The organism is Aeromonas sp. s5, assembly GCF_040907865.1.
Taxonomy (GTDB): domain Bacteria; phylum Pseudomonadota; class Gammaproteobacteria; order Enterobacterales; family Aeromonadaceae; genus Aeromonas; species Aeromonas dhakensis.
The window spans coordinates 528477-545292 of sequence record NZ_JBFOCO010000005.1 but is presented as its reverse complement, the minus strand read 5'-3'; the positions used below and the strand labels follow the sequence as shown (position 1 = coordinate 545292).

17 protein-coding genes are annotated in these 16816 nt (G+C 63.2%); 12 read left to right on the top strand and 5 right to left on the bottom strand.

All coding sequences use genetic code 11. The features are described 5' to 3' along the window. Positions 1–3 precede the first annotated feature (3 nt). On the top strand, positions 4–969 hold the full coding sequence (locus AB5Y94_RS03700) for an alpha-L-glutamate ligase-like protein (RefSeq protein ID WP_005299117.1): 966 nt from the start codon (positions 4–6) through the stop codon (positions 967–969). 213 nt (positions 970–1182) lie between these two features. Here the strand turns inward: AB5Y94_RS03700 and AB5Y94_RS03695 are convergent, their stop codons facing one another. After that, positions 1183–1785 carry a peroxiredoxin C gene (locus AB5Y94_RS03695; protein ID WP_005299113.1) on the bottom strand — a complete coding sequence of 201 codons (603 nt, stop codon included), beginning with the start codon at positions 1783–1785 and terminating at the stop codon, positions 1183–1185. A gap of 146 nt (positions 1786–1931) precedes the next feature. Here AB5Y94_RS03695 and AB5Y94_RS03690 point away from each other — a divergent pair, with 146 nt between their 5' ends. Beyond that, positions 1932–2840 (top strand): hydrogen peroxide-inducible genes activator, encoded by a 909-nt coding sequence (locus AB5Y94_RS03690; protein WP_005299110.1) that lies wholly within the window; start codon positions 1932–1934, stop codon positions 2838–2840. Positions 2841–2907: 67 nt separating this feature from the next. Here the strand turns inward: AB5Y94_RS03690 and ahh1 are convergent, their stop codons facing one another. Continuing rightward, positions 2908–4773, bottom strand: a complete 1866-nt coding sequence (gene ahh1, locus AB5Y94_RS03685) for a hemolysin Ahh1 (RefSeq protein ID WP_010634494.1) — start codon at positions 4771–4773, stop codon at positions 2908–2910. Between the two features lie 853 nt (positions 4774–5626). Here ahh1 and AB5Y94_RS03680 point away from each other — a divergent pair. After that, on the top strand, positions 5627–6076 hold the full coding sequence (locus AB5Y94_RS03680) for a C40 family peptidase (protein ID WP_368204910.1): 450 nt from the start codon (positions 5627–5629) through the stop codon (positions 6074–6076). A gap of 60 nt (positions 6077–6136) precedes the next feature. Here the strand turns inward: AB5Y94_RS03680 and AB5Y94_RS03675 are convergent, their stop codons facing one another. Then, a complete protein-coding gene (locus tag AB5Y94_RS03675; RefSeq protein ID WP_005299095.1) occupies positions 6137–6430 on the bottom strand; it encodes a hypothetical protein in 294 nt (97 codons plus the stop codon). Between the two features lie 211 nt (positions 6431–6641). Here AB5Y94_RS03675 and AB5Y94_RS03670 point away from each other — a divergent pair, with 211 nt between their 5' ends. From AB5Y94_RS03670 to AB5Y94_RS03655, 4 genes are read left to right on the top strand one after another with little or no spacing between them, the layout of a single operon-like run. After that, the gene (locus tag AB5Y94_RS03670) at positions 6642–8072 is read left to right on the top strand and encodes a coniferyl aldehyde dehydrogenase (RefSeq protein ID WP_368204907.1); all 1431 of its coding nucleotides are present in this window, start codon (positions 6642–6644) and stop codon (positions 8070–8072) included. Between the two features lie 10 nt (positions 8073–8082). After that, positions 8083–8685 carry a TetR/AcrR family transcriptional regulator gene (locus tag AB5Y94_RS03665; protein ID WP_368204906.1) on the top strand — a complete coding sequence of 201 codons (603 nt, stop codon included), beginning with the start codon at positions 8083–8085 and terminating at the stop codon, positions 8683–8685. Next, the gene (locus tag AB5Y94_RS03660) at positions 8666–9181 is read left to right on the top strand and encodes an SCP2 sterol-binding domain-containing protein (protein WP_368204903.1); all 516 of its coding nucleotides are present in this window, start codon (positions 8666–8668) and stop codon (positions 9179–9181) included. Before AB5Y94_RS03665 ends, AB5Y94_RS03660 begins: the two co-directional genes overlap by 20 nt. 16 nt (positions 9182–9197) lie before the next feature. Then, the gene (locus AB5Y94_RS03655; RefSeq protein WP_244366669.1) at positions 9198–10382 is read left to right on the top strand and encodes an iron-containing alcohol dehydrogenase; all 1185 of its coding nucleotides are present in this window, start codon (positions 9198–9200) and stop codon (positions 10380–10382) included. Between the two features lie 38 nt (positions 10383–10420). Here the strand turns inward: AB5Y94_RS03655 and AB5Y94_RS03650 are convergent, their stop codons facing one another. Both AB5Y94_RS03650 and cysM read right to left on the bottom strand, forming a co-directional pair. Continuing rightward, on the bottom strand, positions 10421–10702 hold the full coding sequence (locus AB5Y94_RS03650; RefSeq protein WP_368204901.1) for a hypothetical protein: 282 nt from the start codon (positions 10700–10702) through the stop codon (positions 10421–10423). 165 nt (positions 10703–10867) lie between these two features. Continuing rightward, the gene (cysM, locus tag AB5Y94_RS03645) at positions 10868–11773 is read right to left on the bottom strand and encodes a cysteine synthase CysM (RefSeq protein WP_368204900.1); all 906 of its coding nucleotides are present in this window, start codon (positions 11771–11773) and stop codon (positions 10868–10870) included. Positions 11774–11907: 134 nt separating this feature from the next. Here cysM and AB5Y94_RS03640 point away from each other — a divergent pair, with 134 nt between their 5' ends. From AB5Y94_RS03640 to AB5Y94_RS03620, 5 genes are all read left to right on the top strand, one after another. Then, the gene (locus AB5Y94_RS03640; RefSeq protein WP_005299077.1) at positions 11908–12165 is read left to right on the top strand and encodes a GNAT family N-acetyltransferase; all 258 of its coding nucleotides are present in this window, start codon (positions 11908–11910) and stop codon (positions 12163–12165) included. Continuing rightward, positions 12155–12775 carry a nucleotidyltransferase family protein gene (locus AB5Y94_RS03635; RefSeq protein WP_368204897.1) on the top strand — a complete coding sequence of 207 codons (621 nt, stop codon included), beginning with the start codon at positions 12155–12157 and terminating at the stop codon, positions 12773–12775. Before AB5Y94_RS03640 ends, AB5Y94_RS03635 begins: the two co-directional genes overlap by 11 nt. A 70-nt stretch (positions 12776–12845) precedes the next feature. After that, complete coding sequence (locus AB5Y94_RS03630) at positions 12846–14669, top strand: SulP family inorganic anion transporter (RefSeq protein WP_368204894.1); 1824 nt, start codon at positions 12846–12848, stop codon at positions 14667–14669. A 147-nt stretch (positions 14670–14816) separates the two neighbouring features. Next, complete coding sequence (locus AB5Y94_RS03625; protein ID WP_017783851.1) at positions 14817–16163, top strand: MATE family efflux transporter; 1347 nt, start codon at positions 14817–14819, stop codon at positions 16161–16163. 11 nt (positions 16164–16174) lie between these two features. Next, positions 16175–16765: a hypothetical protein gene (locus tag AB5Y94_RS03620; RefSeq protein WP_368204891.1), complete on the top strand. Its 591-nt coding sequence runs from the start codon at positions 16175–16177 to the stop codon at positions 16763–16765. The last annotated feature ends 51 nt before the right edge of the window (positions 16766–16816 follow it).

Below are 16816 nucleotides of genomic sequence, written 5' to 3'. Positions count from 1 at the left end.
CAGATGTGGTTCTGGGAAAAGTACACCACCCCGTGGAGCCTGTCTCAGTCAGGCATCCTCGGCATGAACAAGCGCAACCACTCCTACATCAGCCGCTACAATCCGCGCAGCCTCTATCCGCTGGTGGATGACAAGCTGCAGACCAAGCGCATCGCGCTGGATGCGGGGGTGACGGTGCCGGAACTGATCGGCACCATCCGTGCCCAGCACGACGTGAGCCGCATCACCGAGCTGGTGAAGGATTGGCCGGGCTTCTGCATCAAGCCGGCGCGCGGCTCCGGCGGCAAGGGGATCCTGGTGATCCTGCGCCAGGAGGATGGCCTCTTCTACAAGCCGAACGGCAGCGCCAGCAACGGCCAGGATCTGGAGCGTCATGTCTCCAACATCCTGGCAGGGCTCTACTCATTGGGCGGCAAGCCTGACGTGGCGCTGGTGGAAGGGCTCATCAACTTCGATGACGTGTTCGACGGCTACTCGTTTGAAGGGGTCCCCGATGCCCGGGTGATCATCTTCAAGGGCTTCCCGGTGATGGCCATGATGCGCCTCTCCACCGCCGCCTCCGACGGCAAGGCGAACCTGCACCAGGGCGCCGTGGGGGTGGGTCTGTGCCTGCGCACCGGCCGCGCCCTGCGGGCAGTGCAGTTTGGCAATCCGCTGCGTCACCATCCGGATACCGGCCTCGATCTGTACGATCTCAAGGTGCCCCACTGGGACACCCTGCTGACCCTGGCGGCCTCCTGCTACGAGATGTCGGGCCTCGGCTACATCGGGACCGACATGGTGCTGGACAAGTTCCGCGGCCCCATGCTGCTGGAACTCAACGCCCGTCCGGGCCTCGCCATCCAGATCGCCAACGGCCGCGGCCTGGTGCCCAACCTCAAGACCATCGAGAAGCTGGGTCAGGTGAAGATGAACGTGGAGCAGCGGGTCAACTTCGCCAAGGATCACTTCGGTATCTTTGACGAGTAGTCCGGAGCTGGATGACAAAAGCGCGCCAAAGGGCGCGCTTTTTTATGCCTGCCATTCATCAGCAATCTGCCGGTAACAGCCATCCTGCTAAGCCATGCATGGTTACTGAGCCGTGGTTACTAAACAATGTTACCAAACCAGACCGCCAAATAACGGCCATAAAAAAACCGATGCCTGGGCATCGGTTTTTCATTATCCGGTGTACCGACCCGATTACAGGGAAGCGGCGTTCTCGGACAGATACTTGGCAACGCCGTCCGGAGAGGCGGTCATGCCTTTTTTGCCTTTTTCCCACTGAGCCGGGCACACTTCGCCGTGCTCTTCGTGGAACTGCAGGGCATCGACCATGCGCAGCATCTCGTCGATGTTGCGGCCCAGCGGCAGATCGTTGACAACCTGGTGACGAACGACACCGTTCTTGTCGATCAGGAAGGAGCCACGGAATGCCACACCGGCTTCCGGATGTTCAACGTCATAGGCTTTGCAGATCTCGTGCTTGATGTCGGCAACCAGCGGGTACTTGACCGGGCCGATGCCGCCGTCTTCGATCTTGGTGTTGCGCCAGGCGTTGTGGGAGAACTCGGAATCGATGGAAACACCGATCACTTCCACGCCACGCTTGTTGAACTCTTCCAGACGGTGATCGAAGGCAATCAGCTCGGACGGGCAGACGAAGGTGAAATCGAGCGGATAGAAGAACAGGACGGCTGCCTTGCCCTTGATGTGGGATGCCAGGTTGAAGGAGTCAACGATCTGGCCATTGCCCAGAACGGCAGCAGCGGTGAAATCGGGTGCGGGACGGCCTACCAATACCATATTCAATTCCTCTTTATGTGAAGTGAACAATCCTGTCAGGATTGGGCTACCTAGAGCCAAGTCCGTCTAATTAAAGCGACAAACTATAACCCCGATGGTAGATTAGTTAAATCAAATTAAATAGATAGCATTAATCGGGTTTTCCTATGCAACGTTGGCCCAGCCTGAAACAGCTGCAATATCTGGTCGCTCTCGACGAGCACAAGAACTTCAACCGCGCCGCCAAGGCCTGTCATGTCAGCCAGTCGACCCTGAGTACCGGGATCCAGACCCTGGAGGACATGATGAACCTGCAACTGGTGGAGCGGGACCACAAGAGCTTCATTATGACCCCGGTCGGCATGGAAATCGTCGAGCGGGCTCGCAATTTGCTCTCCGATGCGCGGGATCTGATGGAACTCGGCCAGCATCAGGGGGGCGTCATGCACGGCACGGTGCGCCTCGGCTGCATTCCCACCATAGCCCCCTTCCTGCTCAGCAAGCTGCTGCAAGAGTGCGGCAAAACCTATCCTGAGCTGGAATTGTTGCTGCGTGAAGACACCACCACCAACCTGCTCAAGCAGCTGGAGCAGGGCCAGCTCGACCTGCTGATCCTGGCGCTGCCGGTGGAGATCGGCGGTTTTCACTGCAAGACGGTTGGCCAGGATCCCTTCCACATGGTGATGCCCGCCAGCATGGCGGCCAGCCTGCACACCCCGTTCGATTACAAGGAGCTGCCCAACCAGAGCATCTTCCTGCTGGAGCGGGAACACTGCCTCACCGAACACGCGGTGAGCGCCTGCCGGCTGCGGGACAAGAGCAAGATCAACCCGTTTGCCGCCACCAGCCTGCACACCCTGGTGCAGATGGTCGGCGCCGGGCTCGGCACCACCTTCCTGCCGCAGATGGCCATCGATGCGGGCATCCTCGACAACACGGATCTGGTGGCCATTCCGCTGCCGGGGGAGCACCCCTACCGCGAGATCGGGCTGGTGTGGCGCCCCAGCACCACCCGGGTGCAGACCTTCTACAAGCTGGCGGAGCTGCTCGCCCCGCTCATCGACAACAAGGGTTGAAGCTCACTCCCATAAAAAACGCCGGCACATGCCGGCGTTGTTGTCATGGGCGCAAGGCCCTGCTCTGTCAGTGGCTGGCCGGTGGCCCGAAGATGCGGGTGTAAGAGGTCAGGGTCCGTACGCTCACATTCTGCGGATTGCCGTTCTCGTCGTAGAGCCCCAGCGCTCCGCTCTGCTTGTCGTGACCCAGCAGCTGATGGGCACTCAGGTTGCTGAGCGCATCGCTGTCCGCTTTCCACTCCCAGCGCTGGCCCAGGCTCAGGCTGCAGCTCTGCAGCTGGCCGAGGTTGTTGCCGTCCAGGCAGCGGCGGGTATCCTGCGCGCTGACATAACGGCCGTACTGGTCATAGATGAAGGACTGGGCGGCCGAGGTCTCGTCACAGGTCACCGCGCTCAGACCGTGGTTGGCATCCGCGCTCAGGCAGCGGTTGTCAAAGCCCCCCAGCTGCAGGTTGACCGGGCGACCGCCGGTAAACACCGGGTGGTTCCAGTCCACCTTGAAGCTGGTGGAGGCCGTCACCCGTCTGCGCTTGTCGGTATCTTCGAAGCCCTGGAAGGAGACATGGGCCCCCACCACGTAGTAGTGCTTGTAGATGCCGGTGTAGATGGGGCGGATGTTGACCGAGGAGTCGATTTTGAACTCGGTGCTGCCCGTCTCATCCGGCGCCGCCTTGTAGATGACGTCCAGATTCGGCACGAACCCCTTGTAGCTGAGCGGCTGGATGCGGTTGTGATCCACGTCGTAGCCCATGCCCCAGACGGTGGCCGTCTTGGAGGAGAGCAGGGACTCCGCGGTCGCGTATTGATCGCGCACCCAGCTGAAACTCACCTTCTGGGCGCTCGGCGCCGAGCGTTCGACCCGGTAATCCTGGGTGTTGTAGGCGAGCTGGCGCTGCTGGCTGAACTTGGCCGAGGCCTCCAGCTTGGCCTTGGGCCCATCCTTGTTCACCTCGACCCCGCCGGTGACCCCCACCTCGAAGCCCGAGATCTCGCGATGCTCGTACTTGCTGTTGAGGTTGGTCGGCAGGCTCTTGAGCACCGCCGCCTTGGTGTTGGACGCCTCTATGCTGAAGCGGTAATCCTGGGCGATGGCATCGGTGGCATAGTCGCGAGCCCAGCCGTCCAACAGCAGGTAGTCCGCGATGTTCTCGCTCCAACTGAGATCCTCGTTGAGCTGGATGCCGGCACCGGCCGACTCTTCATCCAGCGAGATCCGCACGATCTTGGCATCCGGCGTGGCGGAGCCGGTGTTGCCAAATTGCAGGGAGCGCTCCAGGTTGACCCGGTAGACCAGCGAGATGTTCGGCGAATCGCAGAACAGCCGATCACCCCGGCTCCAAGTGCGCGAACGCGGGAAGGTGCACTCGGCATCGCTGATCTTGCGGTTGACGTTGAGGTAGAAGGCCACGTGAGGCAGACCGGCCTCGGCGGCAGGCGGCTGGGTCAGCGAGCGCTTGTGGCGCTTGCCCTGCCCTTCCAGGCTGTCGACCCGCTCCATCACCTGATAGAAGGCCGGGTCATCGACGCCCCCCAGCGGGGTGAACAGCAACTCCCCCTTGTAGCCGGACACCAGTACCCAGTCGGCATCAAAAGAGATGCCGGCCAGCTGCTCCATGGACTTTCTGGCCTGCTGGCGCTCAGCCTTGTCGGTGACGGCGCTGAAATCGATGAACAGGCGTTCGCCCCGTTCCAGCACCCGCTCGCGCAGCTGATCCCGGGTCATCAGCGATGTCGCCCCCTGCCCCTTCAGCCAGACATCGGCATTGAGGTAAATCAGTCCCTGTTCGGATTGCAGACTGGCCAGCATGGCGGTGCCCTGGTCAGTACGCTCGCCAATATCTTCGGCCTGCACGCTGCCAGCCAACAAGGCCAGCGCGAGCAGACTGAGAGCGGGAGCTTGCGTGATGAATTTGCGTGGTTTTTTGTTTTTCATTGTTATCTCCTTGTCGAATCACGCCAAGCTATTTAAACAGCGAACAAATATGGCATAACCATATTATTCACGGTTATATTTCGGGGCGTTATTCTGCTTGTCTGTCATGACATTCATTATTTTCGCCGTGAATTAACAGCGGATTGGCGAAGGTATTTATGGTTGACAGAACAAGGATCGCGAGGCGATCTAAGGTGGACGATTCGGCATGCGCCGATGCTATTACACGGGAGTCGCGATCTGATGGCGATCTTCCCTCAAGGCCGCCTGACTGCGCCTTGAACCTCGCATGGTAACCATTGGCTTTAACGTAGCGCTCATCGGCCTGAACGATGGCACAACAGCCAGATGCCGCAGGCATTCTGGTGCGAGGGAACACTCACTGCTATGGACCGGATATCATGGGGCGGCCCTCCTCTGTCTGGTGATATTGTCAGCCAACGCCAGTCATTGACCGAATATTATTATGTGAACCAGTTGCGGAAATATACCCAGAGATATCTTGTTTTTTGCCGTCATATTGGCGGTGAAAATGGCGGGATCCCTTTCCATTTATTTCATGGGGTCATCATAACGAATTAGCCCTGAGACAGAACGTGACACAGATCACGGGGTGACATCAACAAGGTTAATTATCATTTCATTGTCAGGCTGATTGGAATAACTACTTTAATATTGAAATACTCATTCAAGATAATCAGTCAATGTTATTCAAATGAATACAAAGAATATTATAACCCTCTCCATTTGCGCCTCTTTTAAGGTAGCAACAGGTGGTTTCTTGCAGGCAAGGCTATGTTCGAGCCCCAAACCCCGTTTATGATGGAGAGGTTGTCGTCTCGAAGGAGCCCCCATGGATTGCAAGTTGCTGCTGCCCCTGCTGGCCCTGTTGCTGGCCGCCTGTTCCAGCACGCCCGAGCCTGCCCCACCGCGCCAGCAGAGCAGCGCCTTTGAAGGCTTTTATCAGCAGTGGCGCGGCGTCCCCTATCGCATGGGCGGCTCGGATCGGGCCGGTCTCGACTGCTCCGCCTTTACCCAGCTCGCCTATCAGCAGGTGATGGGTTTCAACCTGCCGAGGACCACCGAATCCCAGGCCAATCTGGGCCGGCCGGTCGATCGCTACCGGCTGCAAAACGGCGACCTGGTCTTCTTCAAGACCGGCTGGCAGCAATACCACGTCGGCGTCTACACCGGCGGCGGGGAGTTCATCCACGCCTCCACCAGCAAGGGGGTGATCCGCTCACGCCTCGACAACGTCTACTGGAACAGCCGCTACTGGCAGGCGCGCCGCCTCACCCAGTGACAGCAACAACAGAACAGGGCCCACGACGGGCCCTGTTCTGTTGCTGATTCAACGGATGGCTCAGTGCTTGCGGTGCCAGCGCGGCGAGGTGGCCCGCTCCCCCCAGGGCGTCACGCAGGGCAACAAGGCCCCCTCGATCACCTTGTCGCTGCCGGCCAGCGCTTCCGCAATCTTCTCGTGTAGCACCCGCAGCAGGCGCCCCTCCTGTTCGGCCAGGGAGTGACCCGCGGCAAAAAATTCGCGCTGATGCTGCAGCGCCAGCTTCTGGGCAAACTCATAGGTGTTGAAGCAATCCGGCATCCGCTCGACCACATCCTCGAGGCGGGCCAACAAGCTGTTCAGTTCCCTGGTCATCGTGCTCTCTCCTTGTCGATTGATAGCCAAAACTACCCCTTATTGGATAATTCACCAACCCTGGATCCACGAAAATGTGGTAGCCAGCACAGTCGCCGGGTGAGTCACCCGTGCGCCATGCCAAACCAGCGCACCGAACTTTACATTTGATTAACACACAGCTAGATTTAGACCGACCAATCAGTCGGTCCATTTATCAGCGGGGTATGTCATGGAAGCGATGCAGTTGCAGGAGGCCGCCGACAAGTTGTCGCTCCCGGCCAGACTGGCCAAACTCAGAGAGGCCTGTCAGCAAAATCCCATGCCGAGCCTGAGCGAGCGCAGAGCCCATCTCAGCCAGCTCAAGCGCGCCCTGATCGCCCACAAGCAACCGCTGTGCGACGCCCTGGCCAAAGACTATGGCCAGCGCAGCGACTACGACAGCATGATTGCCGACATCCTCCCCTGCGTCATGCAGATCAACTACACCCAGAAACGGATCAAGCGCTGGATGCGCCCGCACCGCCGCCACACCGGCCTGCTGCTGGCGCCGGCCCGGGTGGAGGTGTTTTATCAGCCGCTCGGGGTGGTCGGCATCATAGTGCCCTGGAACTTCCCGGTGATGCTGAGCCTCGGCCCCCTCATCAGCGCCATCGCCGCCGGCAACCGCGCCATGCTGAAGCTCTCCGAATTTACCCCCCACACCAACCGGGTGCTGCGCGAGCTGCTGGATGGCGTCTTCGACGAGCGCGAGGTGATGGTGATTGAAGGCGACGCCCAGGTGGCAGCCGCCTTCAGCGCTCTGCCCTTCGATCACCTGCTGTTTACCGGCTCCACCGCGGTGGGCCGGCTGGTGATGGCCGCGGCGGCCCCCCAGCTCACCCCCCTCACTCTGGAGCTCGGCGGCAAGAGCCCCTGCCTCATCGCCCCCGACATGCCGCTGGCGCTGGCGGTAGAGCGGATGATCTTCGGCAAGAGCCTCAACGCCGGCCAGATCTGCGTCGCCCCCGACTATGTGCTGCTGCCACGCGGTCAGGAGCAGGCCTTTGTCGAAGCCTATCGCGATCACTTCGCCCGTCTCTATCCCCAGGGGCTGGCCAGCGCGGATTACGGCTCCATCATCAATGGCCGCCAGTATGAGCGGCTCACCGGCTGGCTGGCCGAAGCGGAGCGGGCTGGCGCCCAGATCCACCCCTGTGGCAGCCCGGCCCGCGACGATGGCGCCCATCGCCTGCTGCCCCATCTGCTGACCGAGGTGCCGAACCACTGCCAGCTGATGCAGCAGGAGATCTTCGGCCCGCTGCTGCCGATCGTGCCCTATGACTCGCTGGACGAGGCGCTCGCCTACATAGCCGCCCGGCCCCGCCCGCTTGCCTTCTACCTGATGAGCCTGGATCCCGCCCTGCAGCACAAGGTGATCCAGGAGACCCACTCCGGCGGCATGGCCATCAATGACAGCCTGTTCCAGGTGGCGGCCGACGACGTGCCCTTCGGCGGCATCGGCGCCTCCGGCATGGGCCACTACCACGGCCACGAGGGGTTTCTCACCTTCTCCAAGGCCAAGACCGTGCTGAGCCGGGGGCGCTTCAGCACCGGTACCATGGTGCACCCTCCCTATCGGCGCTGGCACCAGCGGCTGATGATGGCCCTGTTCTTACGTTGACGAGACAAATATGAATACGCCCGTGACCGACAAGCGTCGCCAAATCCTGGATGCCGCCCTTGCCCTCTGTGCCGAAGATGGTTTGCAGGGGGCCGCCACCGCCCGCATCGCCAAGGCGGCCGGGGTGGCCAATGGCACCCTGTTTCACCACTTTCCCAGCAAGGAGATGCTGATCCAGAGCCTCTATCAGGACATCAAGCAGCGCCTCGGCGCCGCCATCACCGAGGCAGACGCCACCCTGCCCCTCAAGGCGCAGGCGCACCACTACTGGAGCCAGGCGATGGCCTGGATGCAGGCCCACCCCCACGAGCTCAAGTTCGTGCTGGGTTTCTTCCACTCCCCCCTGCTGGCTCGCCCGCTGCGCAGCCAGATCTTGAGCGACACCCTTCGCTTTTTACCCCGCCTGCTGGCCCAGGGCCAGGCCAGCGGCGACTTGATGCAAGCCCCACCGGCCCTGATGCTGGAGGTGTGCCAGGGCCAGTTCCTGGCCTGCGCCTCCCTGTTTGTCGACCAACCTGAACTGGGACGGGACGCTCACTGGCAAGCCAGTGCCTTCGCCCTGTTCTGGTCCGCCATCTCGGGAGCTCACGCTGATGCACAACCAAAACCTTGATACCCTGGCGGCGCTGGGCCGCCGGCTCTGGATAACCAGCCTGCTCTGGATCATCGGCCGCACCCTGTGCCGCGCTGCCCGGGTCGATGAGGCGGTACGCCGGGAGCTGGCCCCTCTGCCGGACGGGCTCACCATCCGGCTGGAGGTAGGCGGCATGGCCCAGGGCTTGACCATTCACAAGGCAAACGGCCGCTGGCAGAACGGCCCCGCCCCCGATGCCGGCGGGCTGCACCCGCTGCGGGTCCGCTTCAAGCATCCCGCCATCGCCTTTCGCGCCCTCAGCTTTCGGCTCGGGGTCAATCAGGCGTTCAGCGAGAACCGCCTGCTGGTGGAGGGGGATCTCACCGTCGCCATGCACCTGGTGCGCGCGCTGGAGCAGTTGCAGGCGCTGATCCTGCCGGCCTTCATCGCCCGCCCCTTGCTGCGCCACTATCCTGACCCGCGCCACAAGTTGAGCCGGGCCTGCCACATCTACCTGGGTCTGTTGACCGGCTGAATGAGAGGATGAGCCTATGAGTCGCTATTACGATTTTTTCTGTCCGGTCAAACTGATCGCAGGGGAGCAGGCGCTGGAGCAACTAGCCGGCGAGCTGGCGGGATTGGGGGCGCGCCGGCCGCTGCTGCTCACCGACAAGGGGGTCAGCGGCACCGGGCTGGCTACCTTGCTGGCCGGGGTGCTGGCCGAGGGAGAGCTGCCGGTGGCCGCCATCTGGGACGAGATCCCGGCCGACTCCTCCACCGCCGTGGTGGAGCGGATCGCGGCCCGTCACCGGGAGCTTGGCTGTGACAGCCTGGTGGCGCTGGGGGGCGGCTCCGTCATCGATACCGCCAAGGCGGTCAACATCCTAGCCTCCATGGGAGGGGATCGGCTGCTCGATTACGCCGGCGCCGGCTGCCTGACCCGGCCGCTGCAGCCGCTGGCGGTGGTGCCCACCACGGCGGGCACCGGCTCGGAGGTGACCCTGGTGGCGGTGATCAAGGACGAGGCGAGCGGGCGCAAGGTGCCCTTTACCTCCCCCTTCCTGCTGCCCCAGCTGGCAGTGCTGGATCCGCGCCTCACCCAGGGGCTGCCGCTCAACATCACCGCCGCCACCGCCATGGATGCCATGACCCACGCCATCGAGGCCTTCATCGGCACGGCCAAGAACCCGGTCAGCGACGCCCTGGCCCTGATGGCGGTGGAGAAGATCGCCAACGCCCTGCCCCAGGTGCTGAGCAACCCGCAGGACAAGCAGCTTCGGCTGCAGCTGGCAGAGGGATCCACCCTGGCTGGCATGGCCTTCTCCAACTCCATGGTGGGACTGGTGCACGCCCTCGGTCACAGCCTGGGGGCCCGCTGCCACCTGCCCCACGGCCTGTGCATGAACCTCTTCCTGCCCACCGTGCTCGACTACAACCGGCCGGGCATAGACCCCGAACTGGCTCGCCTGCTGCTGCCGCTGGTGGGGGCCGAGCGCTTTGCCGCGACCCCGGCCGCCGTGCGGCCCCAGGCCGCCATCGAGGCGCTGCAGGCGCTGCGCAATACCCTGTGGGAGACGGTGAAGCTGCCGCGCACCCTGCGGGAGGCGGGTCTCACCGACAAGGCGCTGCTGCCCGAGATCCGCGATCTCGCCATCAACGACGGCGCCCTGCTCTACAACCGCAAGGATGCCGACCGGGCCCAGCTGCTGGCCCTGCTGGAGCAGGCCTGGGAGTAATCAGACAGAGGCCCCGCATCGCGGGGCCGCCTGTTCTGTTACCAGCGGATGGTGGCGCCGGCGCCGTAGTTGCCGCTATCTTCGGGCGTCTTCTCACGCCAGATGGACTCCTTGTTGCGGCGCACTGCCTCTTCCCGCTCCTGCTTGCGCTCCCAGACGGGTTTCACCTCGTCCTGCGGCCGCTCCTGTTTCTGCCCCTGATGATCAATCACCGAGCACTGCTTGTCGCCGCACTGATAGGCATAGGGTTCGACGGTGCAGCCTGCCGTGGCCAGACAGAGGCCAAGCAGAGAAAGACGAAGAGAGGAAGGCAAGATCATGGGACGCTCCTGTTTGCAGCGGTCAACAAAAGAGGCCGAGTGTCAAACAGGAGGCAAATGGAATCAACCCTGCCAGCAGGCTTGATTGTTACAAGGGGTACACAGTGCAATGTATCAGCAAGCTATTGATACATATGATGTTAATCAGCACACCGACCTAGGCTCTCACCCCTGCTCGTCGCTGAACACCCCGGTGGAGAGGTAGCGATCCCCCCGATCGCAGATGATGACCACCACCACCCCCTGTCTGATCTCTGCCGCCACCCGCAGGGCGCCAGCCACGGCGCCGCCCGAGCTGACCCCGCAGCAAATCCCCTCCTCCCGCGCCAACCGGCGCATCATGGCGAGAGACTCGTCGAGCGTGACGTCCAGCACCCGGTCGACCCGGGCGGGTTCGAAAATGGCGGGCAGGTAGGCCGCCGGCCAGCGCCGGATCCCCGGGATCTGGCTCCCCTCGGCCGGTTGCAGGCCGATCACCTGCACCGCCGGGTTCTGCTCCTTGAGGTAGCGGGAGACCCCCATGATGGTGCCCGTGGTGCCCATGGCCGAGACGAAGTGAGTGACCGCCCCCTCGCTCTGGCGCCAGATCTCGGGGCCGGTGGAGAGGTAATGGGCATCCGGGTTGGCCGGGTTGTTGAACTGATCGAGTACCAGCCCCTCGCCCCGTGCCTGCATGGCCAGGGCGAGGTCGCGTGCGGCCTCCATGCCCCCCTCCACCAGCACCAGCTCGGCGCCGTAGGCCTGCATGGCATCGCGCCGCTCCTGGCTCATGGTATTTGGCATGATGAGCCGCATCCGGTAGCCCCGCGCCGCCGCCACCATGGCCAGCGCGATGCCGGTGTTGCCGGAGGTAGCCTCGATAAGCCGGGCCCCAGGCGCTAAGTGACCGCTCGCCTCCGCACACTTGATGAGGTTCAGCGCCGGCCTGTCCTTGACCGAGCCGGCCGGGTTGTTGCCCTCCAGCTTGACCAGCAGGGTGACACTGGGGTGGGGATTAATGCGATGCAGCGCCAGCAGGGGGGTATTGCCGATCAACTCTTCCAGCGTGGCAAAAGCCATAATGGGATCCATCCTTCGTGAACTGTTCTATACCTTGGCTAGCGGGTATGTACCCGGCCGGGCTCGCAGTGTAAGCGACCCCGAACAGTTGGCAAAGGGGCGCCGACATGGTCAGATAACCCCATCCCCCGTACCGAGGAGCAAGCATGAGCGAGATCATTCATCAGGCCAACCAGCAGCAATTCATCTGTGTGGTGGATGGCAAGGAGTCCAGGCTGCGTTACCGGCGGCTCGACGCCAAGACCATCGACGCCTACAGCACCTTCGTCCCGCCCGAGCTCAGGGTACAGGGGATCGCCGATCAGCTGGCTCGCACCTTCTACGACTGGACCCAGGCGGAAGGGCTCACCATAGTACCGAGCTGCAGCTACATCGACGTCTGGTTGCGCCGCAATGCCGGCTGACCCCCAGACGCGTCACCACACGCAAGCGTTCAACCTTCGCCCGGGCGCCCAGGAAGCCGACCTGCAGGCGCAAACCGAAGCCCTGCTGCGGGCCGATGACCTGCGCATGGATTGCCTCTGGGCTGCCCGTGAACTGGCACTGCCCGACTGGGCGCTGGGGGCCGGTTTTATCCGCAACCTCATCTGGGATCATCTGCACCGCAAATCGGCGCCGACCGCCCTCAACGACATCGATCTTATCTATCTGGATAGCGCCGACCCGGATGGGTTGGCGGAGGCCGATCACGAAGCCTGGCTCGCCGTCAGGATGCCGGGCCAGCAGTGGGAGGTACGCAACCAGGCCCGCATGCATGTGCGTCAGCTGGTGCCCCCCTTCACCAGCTCGCTCTCGGCCCTCAGCCACTGGGTGGAGGTGCCCACCTGCATCGGGGTCCGGCTGCTGGCAGACGATTCATTCGAGTGGCTGGCCCCTTACGGCTTTGCCCCCAACTGGTCCCTGCAGGTGGATCCCAACCCACGCTGCCGCCAGGAGAGCCGGGTCTTTACCGAACGGGTCAAGGCCAAGGAGTGGCAACGGCTCTGGCCTGACCTGGTGGTGAACTGGCCATAACCTGATTGCAATGTTTCGATAACCTTGGGCACACTAAGGAAAAGCTGTTTGTAACTCAATGGGTTAAATAATGCGCGACTTCTTCTCACTCGAACGCTGGCTACCGGGCCTCGCCGCCCTGCTGCAATACCAGCGGGCCTGGCTGATGCCGGATATGCGCGCTGGATTGTCGGTGGCAGCGGTGGCCCTGCCCGTGGCCATCGCCTATGCGGAGCTGGCCGGGGTGGGGCCGCTGGTCGGCCTCTACTCCTGCATCCTGCCCATGCTGGTGTACGCCCTGTTCGGTACCTCCCGCCAGCTCATCGTCGGCCCGGACGCCGCCACCTGCGCGGTGATCGCCGCCGTGGTGACCCCGCTCGCCGCCGGGGATGCCACCCGCCACTGGCAGCTGGTGATGACCATGACCGCCATGACCGGCTTCTGGTGCCTCATCGCCAGCCGCTTCAAGCTGGGGGTGCTGGCGGACTTTCTCTCCCGCCCGATCCTGATGGGGCTGCTCAACGGGGTGGCCATCACCATCATGGTGGGCCAGCTCTCCAAGATCTTCGGCTTCACCTTCAGCGAGCGCTACCTCATCGAGCGGATCGCCGGCGGTGCCAGCTACATCACCCAGACCCATCTGCCCACCCTAGCCATGAGCCTGACCGCCCTGCTCACCCTGCTGCTGGCCAAACGCTTCAAGCCGGCCTGGCCCTCCTCCATGGTGGCCATGGTGGTGACGGCGGGACTGGTGTGGGCGCTCGATCTCGGCCGGTTCGGCATCGCCACCCTGGGCGCCATCGGCTCCGGCCTGCCCGCCTTCCAGCTGCCGGAGTTTCCCCCCGGCCTGATGCGGGAACTGGTGCTGCCGGCGCTCAACCTCGCCATGGTGAGCTTCGTCTCCATGATGCTGACCGCCCGCAGCTTCGCCGCCAAGAACGGCTACGAAATCGATGCGGACAAGGAGTTCCGGGCGCTGGGCATGGCCAACCTGGCGGCGGCAGCCTCCCAGGGCTTTGCCATCAGCGGCGCCGATTCGCGCACCGCGGTCAACGATGCCAACGGCGGCAAAAGCCAGCTGGTCTCCATCATCGCCGCCGCCGTCATCGCCCTGGTCACCTTCTACCTGACGGCGCCGCTGCAATACATCCCTACCGCCGCCCTCGGGGTGGTGCTGGTGATGGCATCCTTGTCCCTCACCGACTTTCGCGGCCTGTGGGCCCTGCGCAACTCCGACAGCTCCGCCTTCTGGCTGGCGCTCATCACCTTCATCAGCGTGCTGGCCATGGGGGTCATTCCGGGCATCACCCTCGCGGTACTGCTGGGGCTGTTCCAGTTCCTGCGCAACGTGATGCGCCCCACCGACCAGCTGCTCGGCATGGACGATGAAGGGGTGGTGCGCACCCTGGGGGACAACGAGCAGGCCAAGGCCATTCCCGGCATCCTGGTCTATCGCTTCAACTCGCCGCTCACCTACTTCAACGCCCCCTACTTCAAGCGGCGGGTGCTGGCGCTGCTGGTGCAGGATCCCCACAGCCCCAAATGCCTGGTGGTGGACGCGGTGGCCTGCTTCACCCACCAGGACATCAGCGTGATGAGCATGCTGGGGGAGCTGCACCGCGACTTGAAACGGCGCGGCATCCACATGGTGATGGCCGGCCGCCACGGCCAGATGAGCCTGTGGCTCAAGCAGGCCGGGATCCGGGTCGGCGACGAGGGGATCATCCTCTGCCCCGACATGTATCAGGCGCTGCGCATGACCCGCTGCTACCGCGAGCCGGTGTTCAAGGACGACGAGGTGGTGGAGAGCACCACCGAGGCCATCCTGTCGCGCTGGCCCCAGGATGAGGCCCTGCCCGATTCGGCGCGCCTCACTCTGCCAAGCGAACAGGAGGCGGGCGCCACCCCGGCCTGATCCCGAGCGAGCCCTGCCCCTGCGGCAGGGCCGCGTCTCTTGCTCCCCCTTCTTGGCCACCGCCACGATTGCGCCTCGCACCCGCTTGGTGTTAAATGCCCGTCCAGATGGCGCCGACGAGGGCCATCCCCAGTATTTGGACACCCCATGCAAACTCAATCCCACGCAGGTCCGGGCTCCCTCTTCTCCCTGACCTGGCCCCTGTTTATCGATCTCGCCCTGCACTTTCTGACCGGGGCCCTCAACACCTTCATGGTGGGTCACGTCTCCTATCAGGGGGTGGCGGCGCTCGCGGTCGGCAACCAGGTGTTCGATCTCGCCATCACCCTGTTCAGCTTTGTCAGCATCGGCACCAGCGTGGTGATCACCCAGTATCTGGGGGCCGGCGACAAGGAGAAGGCCCGCGTCGTCATCCACACCGCCATCGGTTTCAATCTGCTGGTGGGGCTGGTGGCCGCCGTCGGCGTCATCGCCGGGGCCAGTACCATGCTGGCGCTGATGAACCTGCCCGCCAACCTGATGAGCGATGCCACCCTCTACCTGCAGATCATCGGCCTGTGCCTGCTGCCGGAAGCGGCGGCTCTCTGCCTGGCCGCTACCCTGCGCGCCCACGGCCACACCCGTCAGGCCATGTACGTGACCCTGACCGTCAACCTCATCACCTTCGTCGGCAACCTGCTGCTGCTCTACGGCTGGTTCGGCCTGCCCCAGCTCGGGGTGGCCGGGGTCGCCATCAGCACGGTGGCGGGCCGCATCGTCGGGGTGGTGCTGCTGGTGTGGCTGGTGGCGCGCAAGACCGGCATCCACCTGAAACTGCCGGAGATCGTCAAACCCAGCCGGCTGATGCTGGGCAAGGTGCTGCACATCGGCCTGCCGGCCGCCGGGGAGAACCTCTCCTGGATGCTGCAGTTCATGGTGGTGACCGCCTTCGTCGGCCTGCTCGGCGACAAGGCGCTGGCGACCCAGTCCTACTTCTTCCAGATCTGTCTGTTTATCCTGCTGTTCGGCCTCTCCATCGGCCTTGGCAACGAAATCATCATCGGCCATCTGGCGGGGGCCCGCCGCTTTGAGCAGGCCTACACCCAGCTGATGAAGAGCCTGAAACTGGGGCTCGTCGTCACCGCGCTCATCGCCCTCGCCGCCGCCCTCAACGGCCGCACCATCATCAGCCTGTTCACCGATGACGCCGACATCATCACCCAGGTGGCGCAGCTGTTCTTGATAAGCCTCATTCTGGAACCCGGCCGCACCTTCAACCTGGTGGTGATCAACGCCCTGCGCGCCACCGGTGACGCCCGTTTCCCGCTCTACATGGCGCTGCTCTCCATGTGGGGAATTGCCGTTCCACTGGCCTATTTCCTTGGTATCATGCAGGGTTATGGACTGGTCGGTATCTGGTTGGCGCTCGCCTGCGACGAGTGGGTGCGCGGTCTGGCCATGTTCTGGCGCTGGCGCAGTCGTCGCTGGCAAAACAAAATTCTTGTTGAAACATAAGCGGAATCACAATGAAGAAGATAGGACTCTTGTTGGCGGCCATCCTGCTCAGCCCGCTCGCCATGGCGCAAACCGCCCCCGCCGCCCCCAAGGCGCAGGCGGCCCAGACCTGGTACGTGGCCCCCATCGCCATCGATGAAACCAGCGAGGCCCAGAAGGCGCTGACCAAGGACTTCATGGCCCAGATGATCAAGACCATCAAGATCAACGAGTACCAGACCGGCAAGGTGGTGGGCAAGACCAAGTCGCCCAAGTGGCTGATCCGCACCAAGCTGATGCCGGCAAGCAGCGAACCCCTGGTCGGCAAGAAGCACCCGCAGGGCCTCACCTACGGCAAGGGCATCCCCACCCAGGAGATCGTCGGCGAGCTCATCATGAACGGCACTCTGGTGGCCCATGTGGGTCAGGGCTGGCGCGAGCCCATCGTTCCGGGCACCCCGGTGGCCGAGAAGATCTCCATCGCCAACTATCAGTACGCCATCGGCAACGAAGCCAAGTCACCGGATCTGGAAGAGCTGGCGGCACAAATCGGCTTCGAGGTGGGCAAGGTGATCGCCCGCGATGGCAAGCCGCTGCCCGAGAAGAAAAAGAAAAAAGAGTAAACGCGACACCTGTTACCAAGAAGGGGCCCTGCGCCCCTTTTTGCTGCCCGC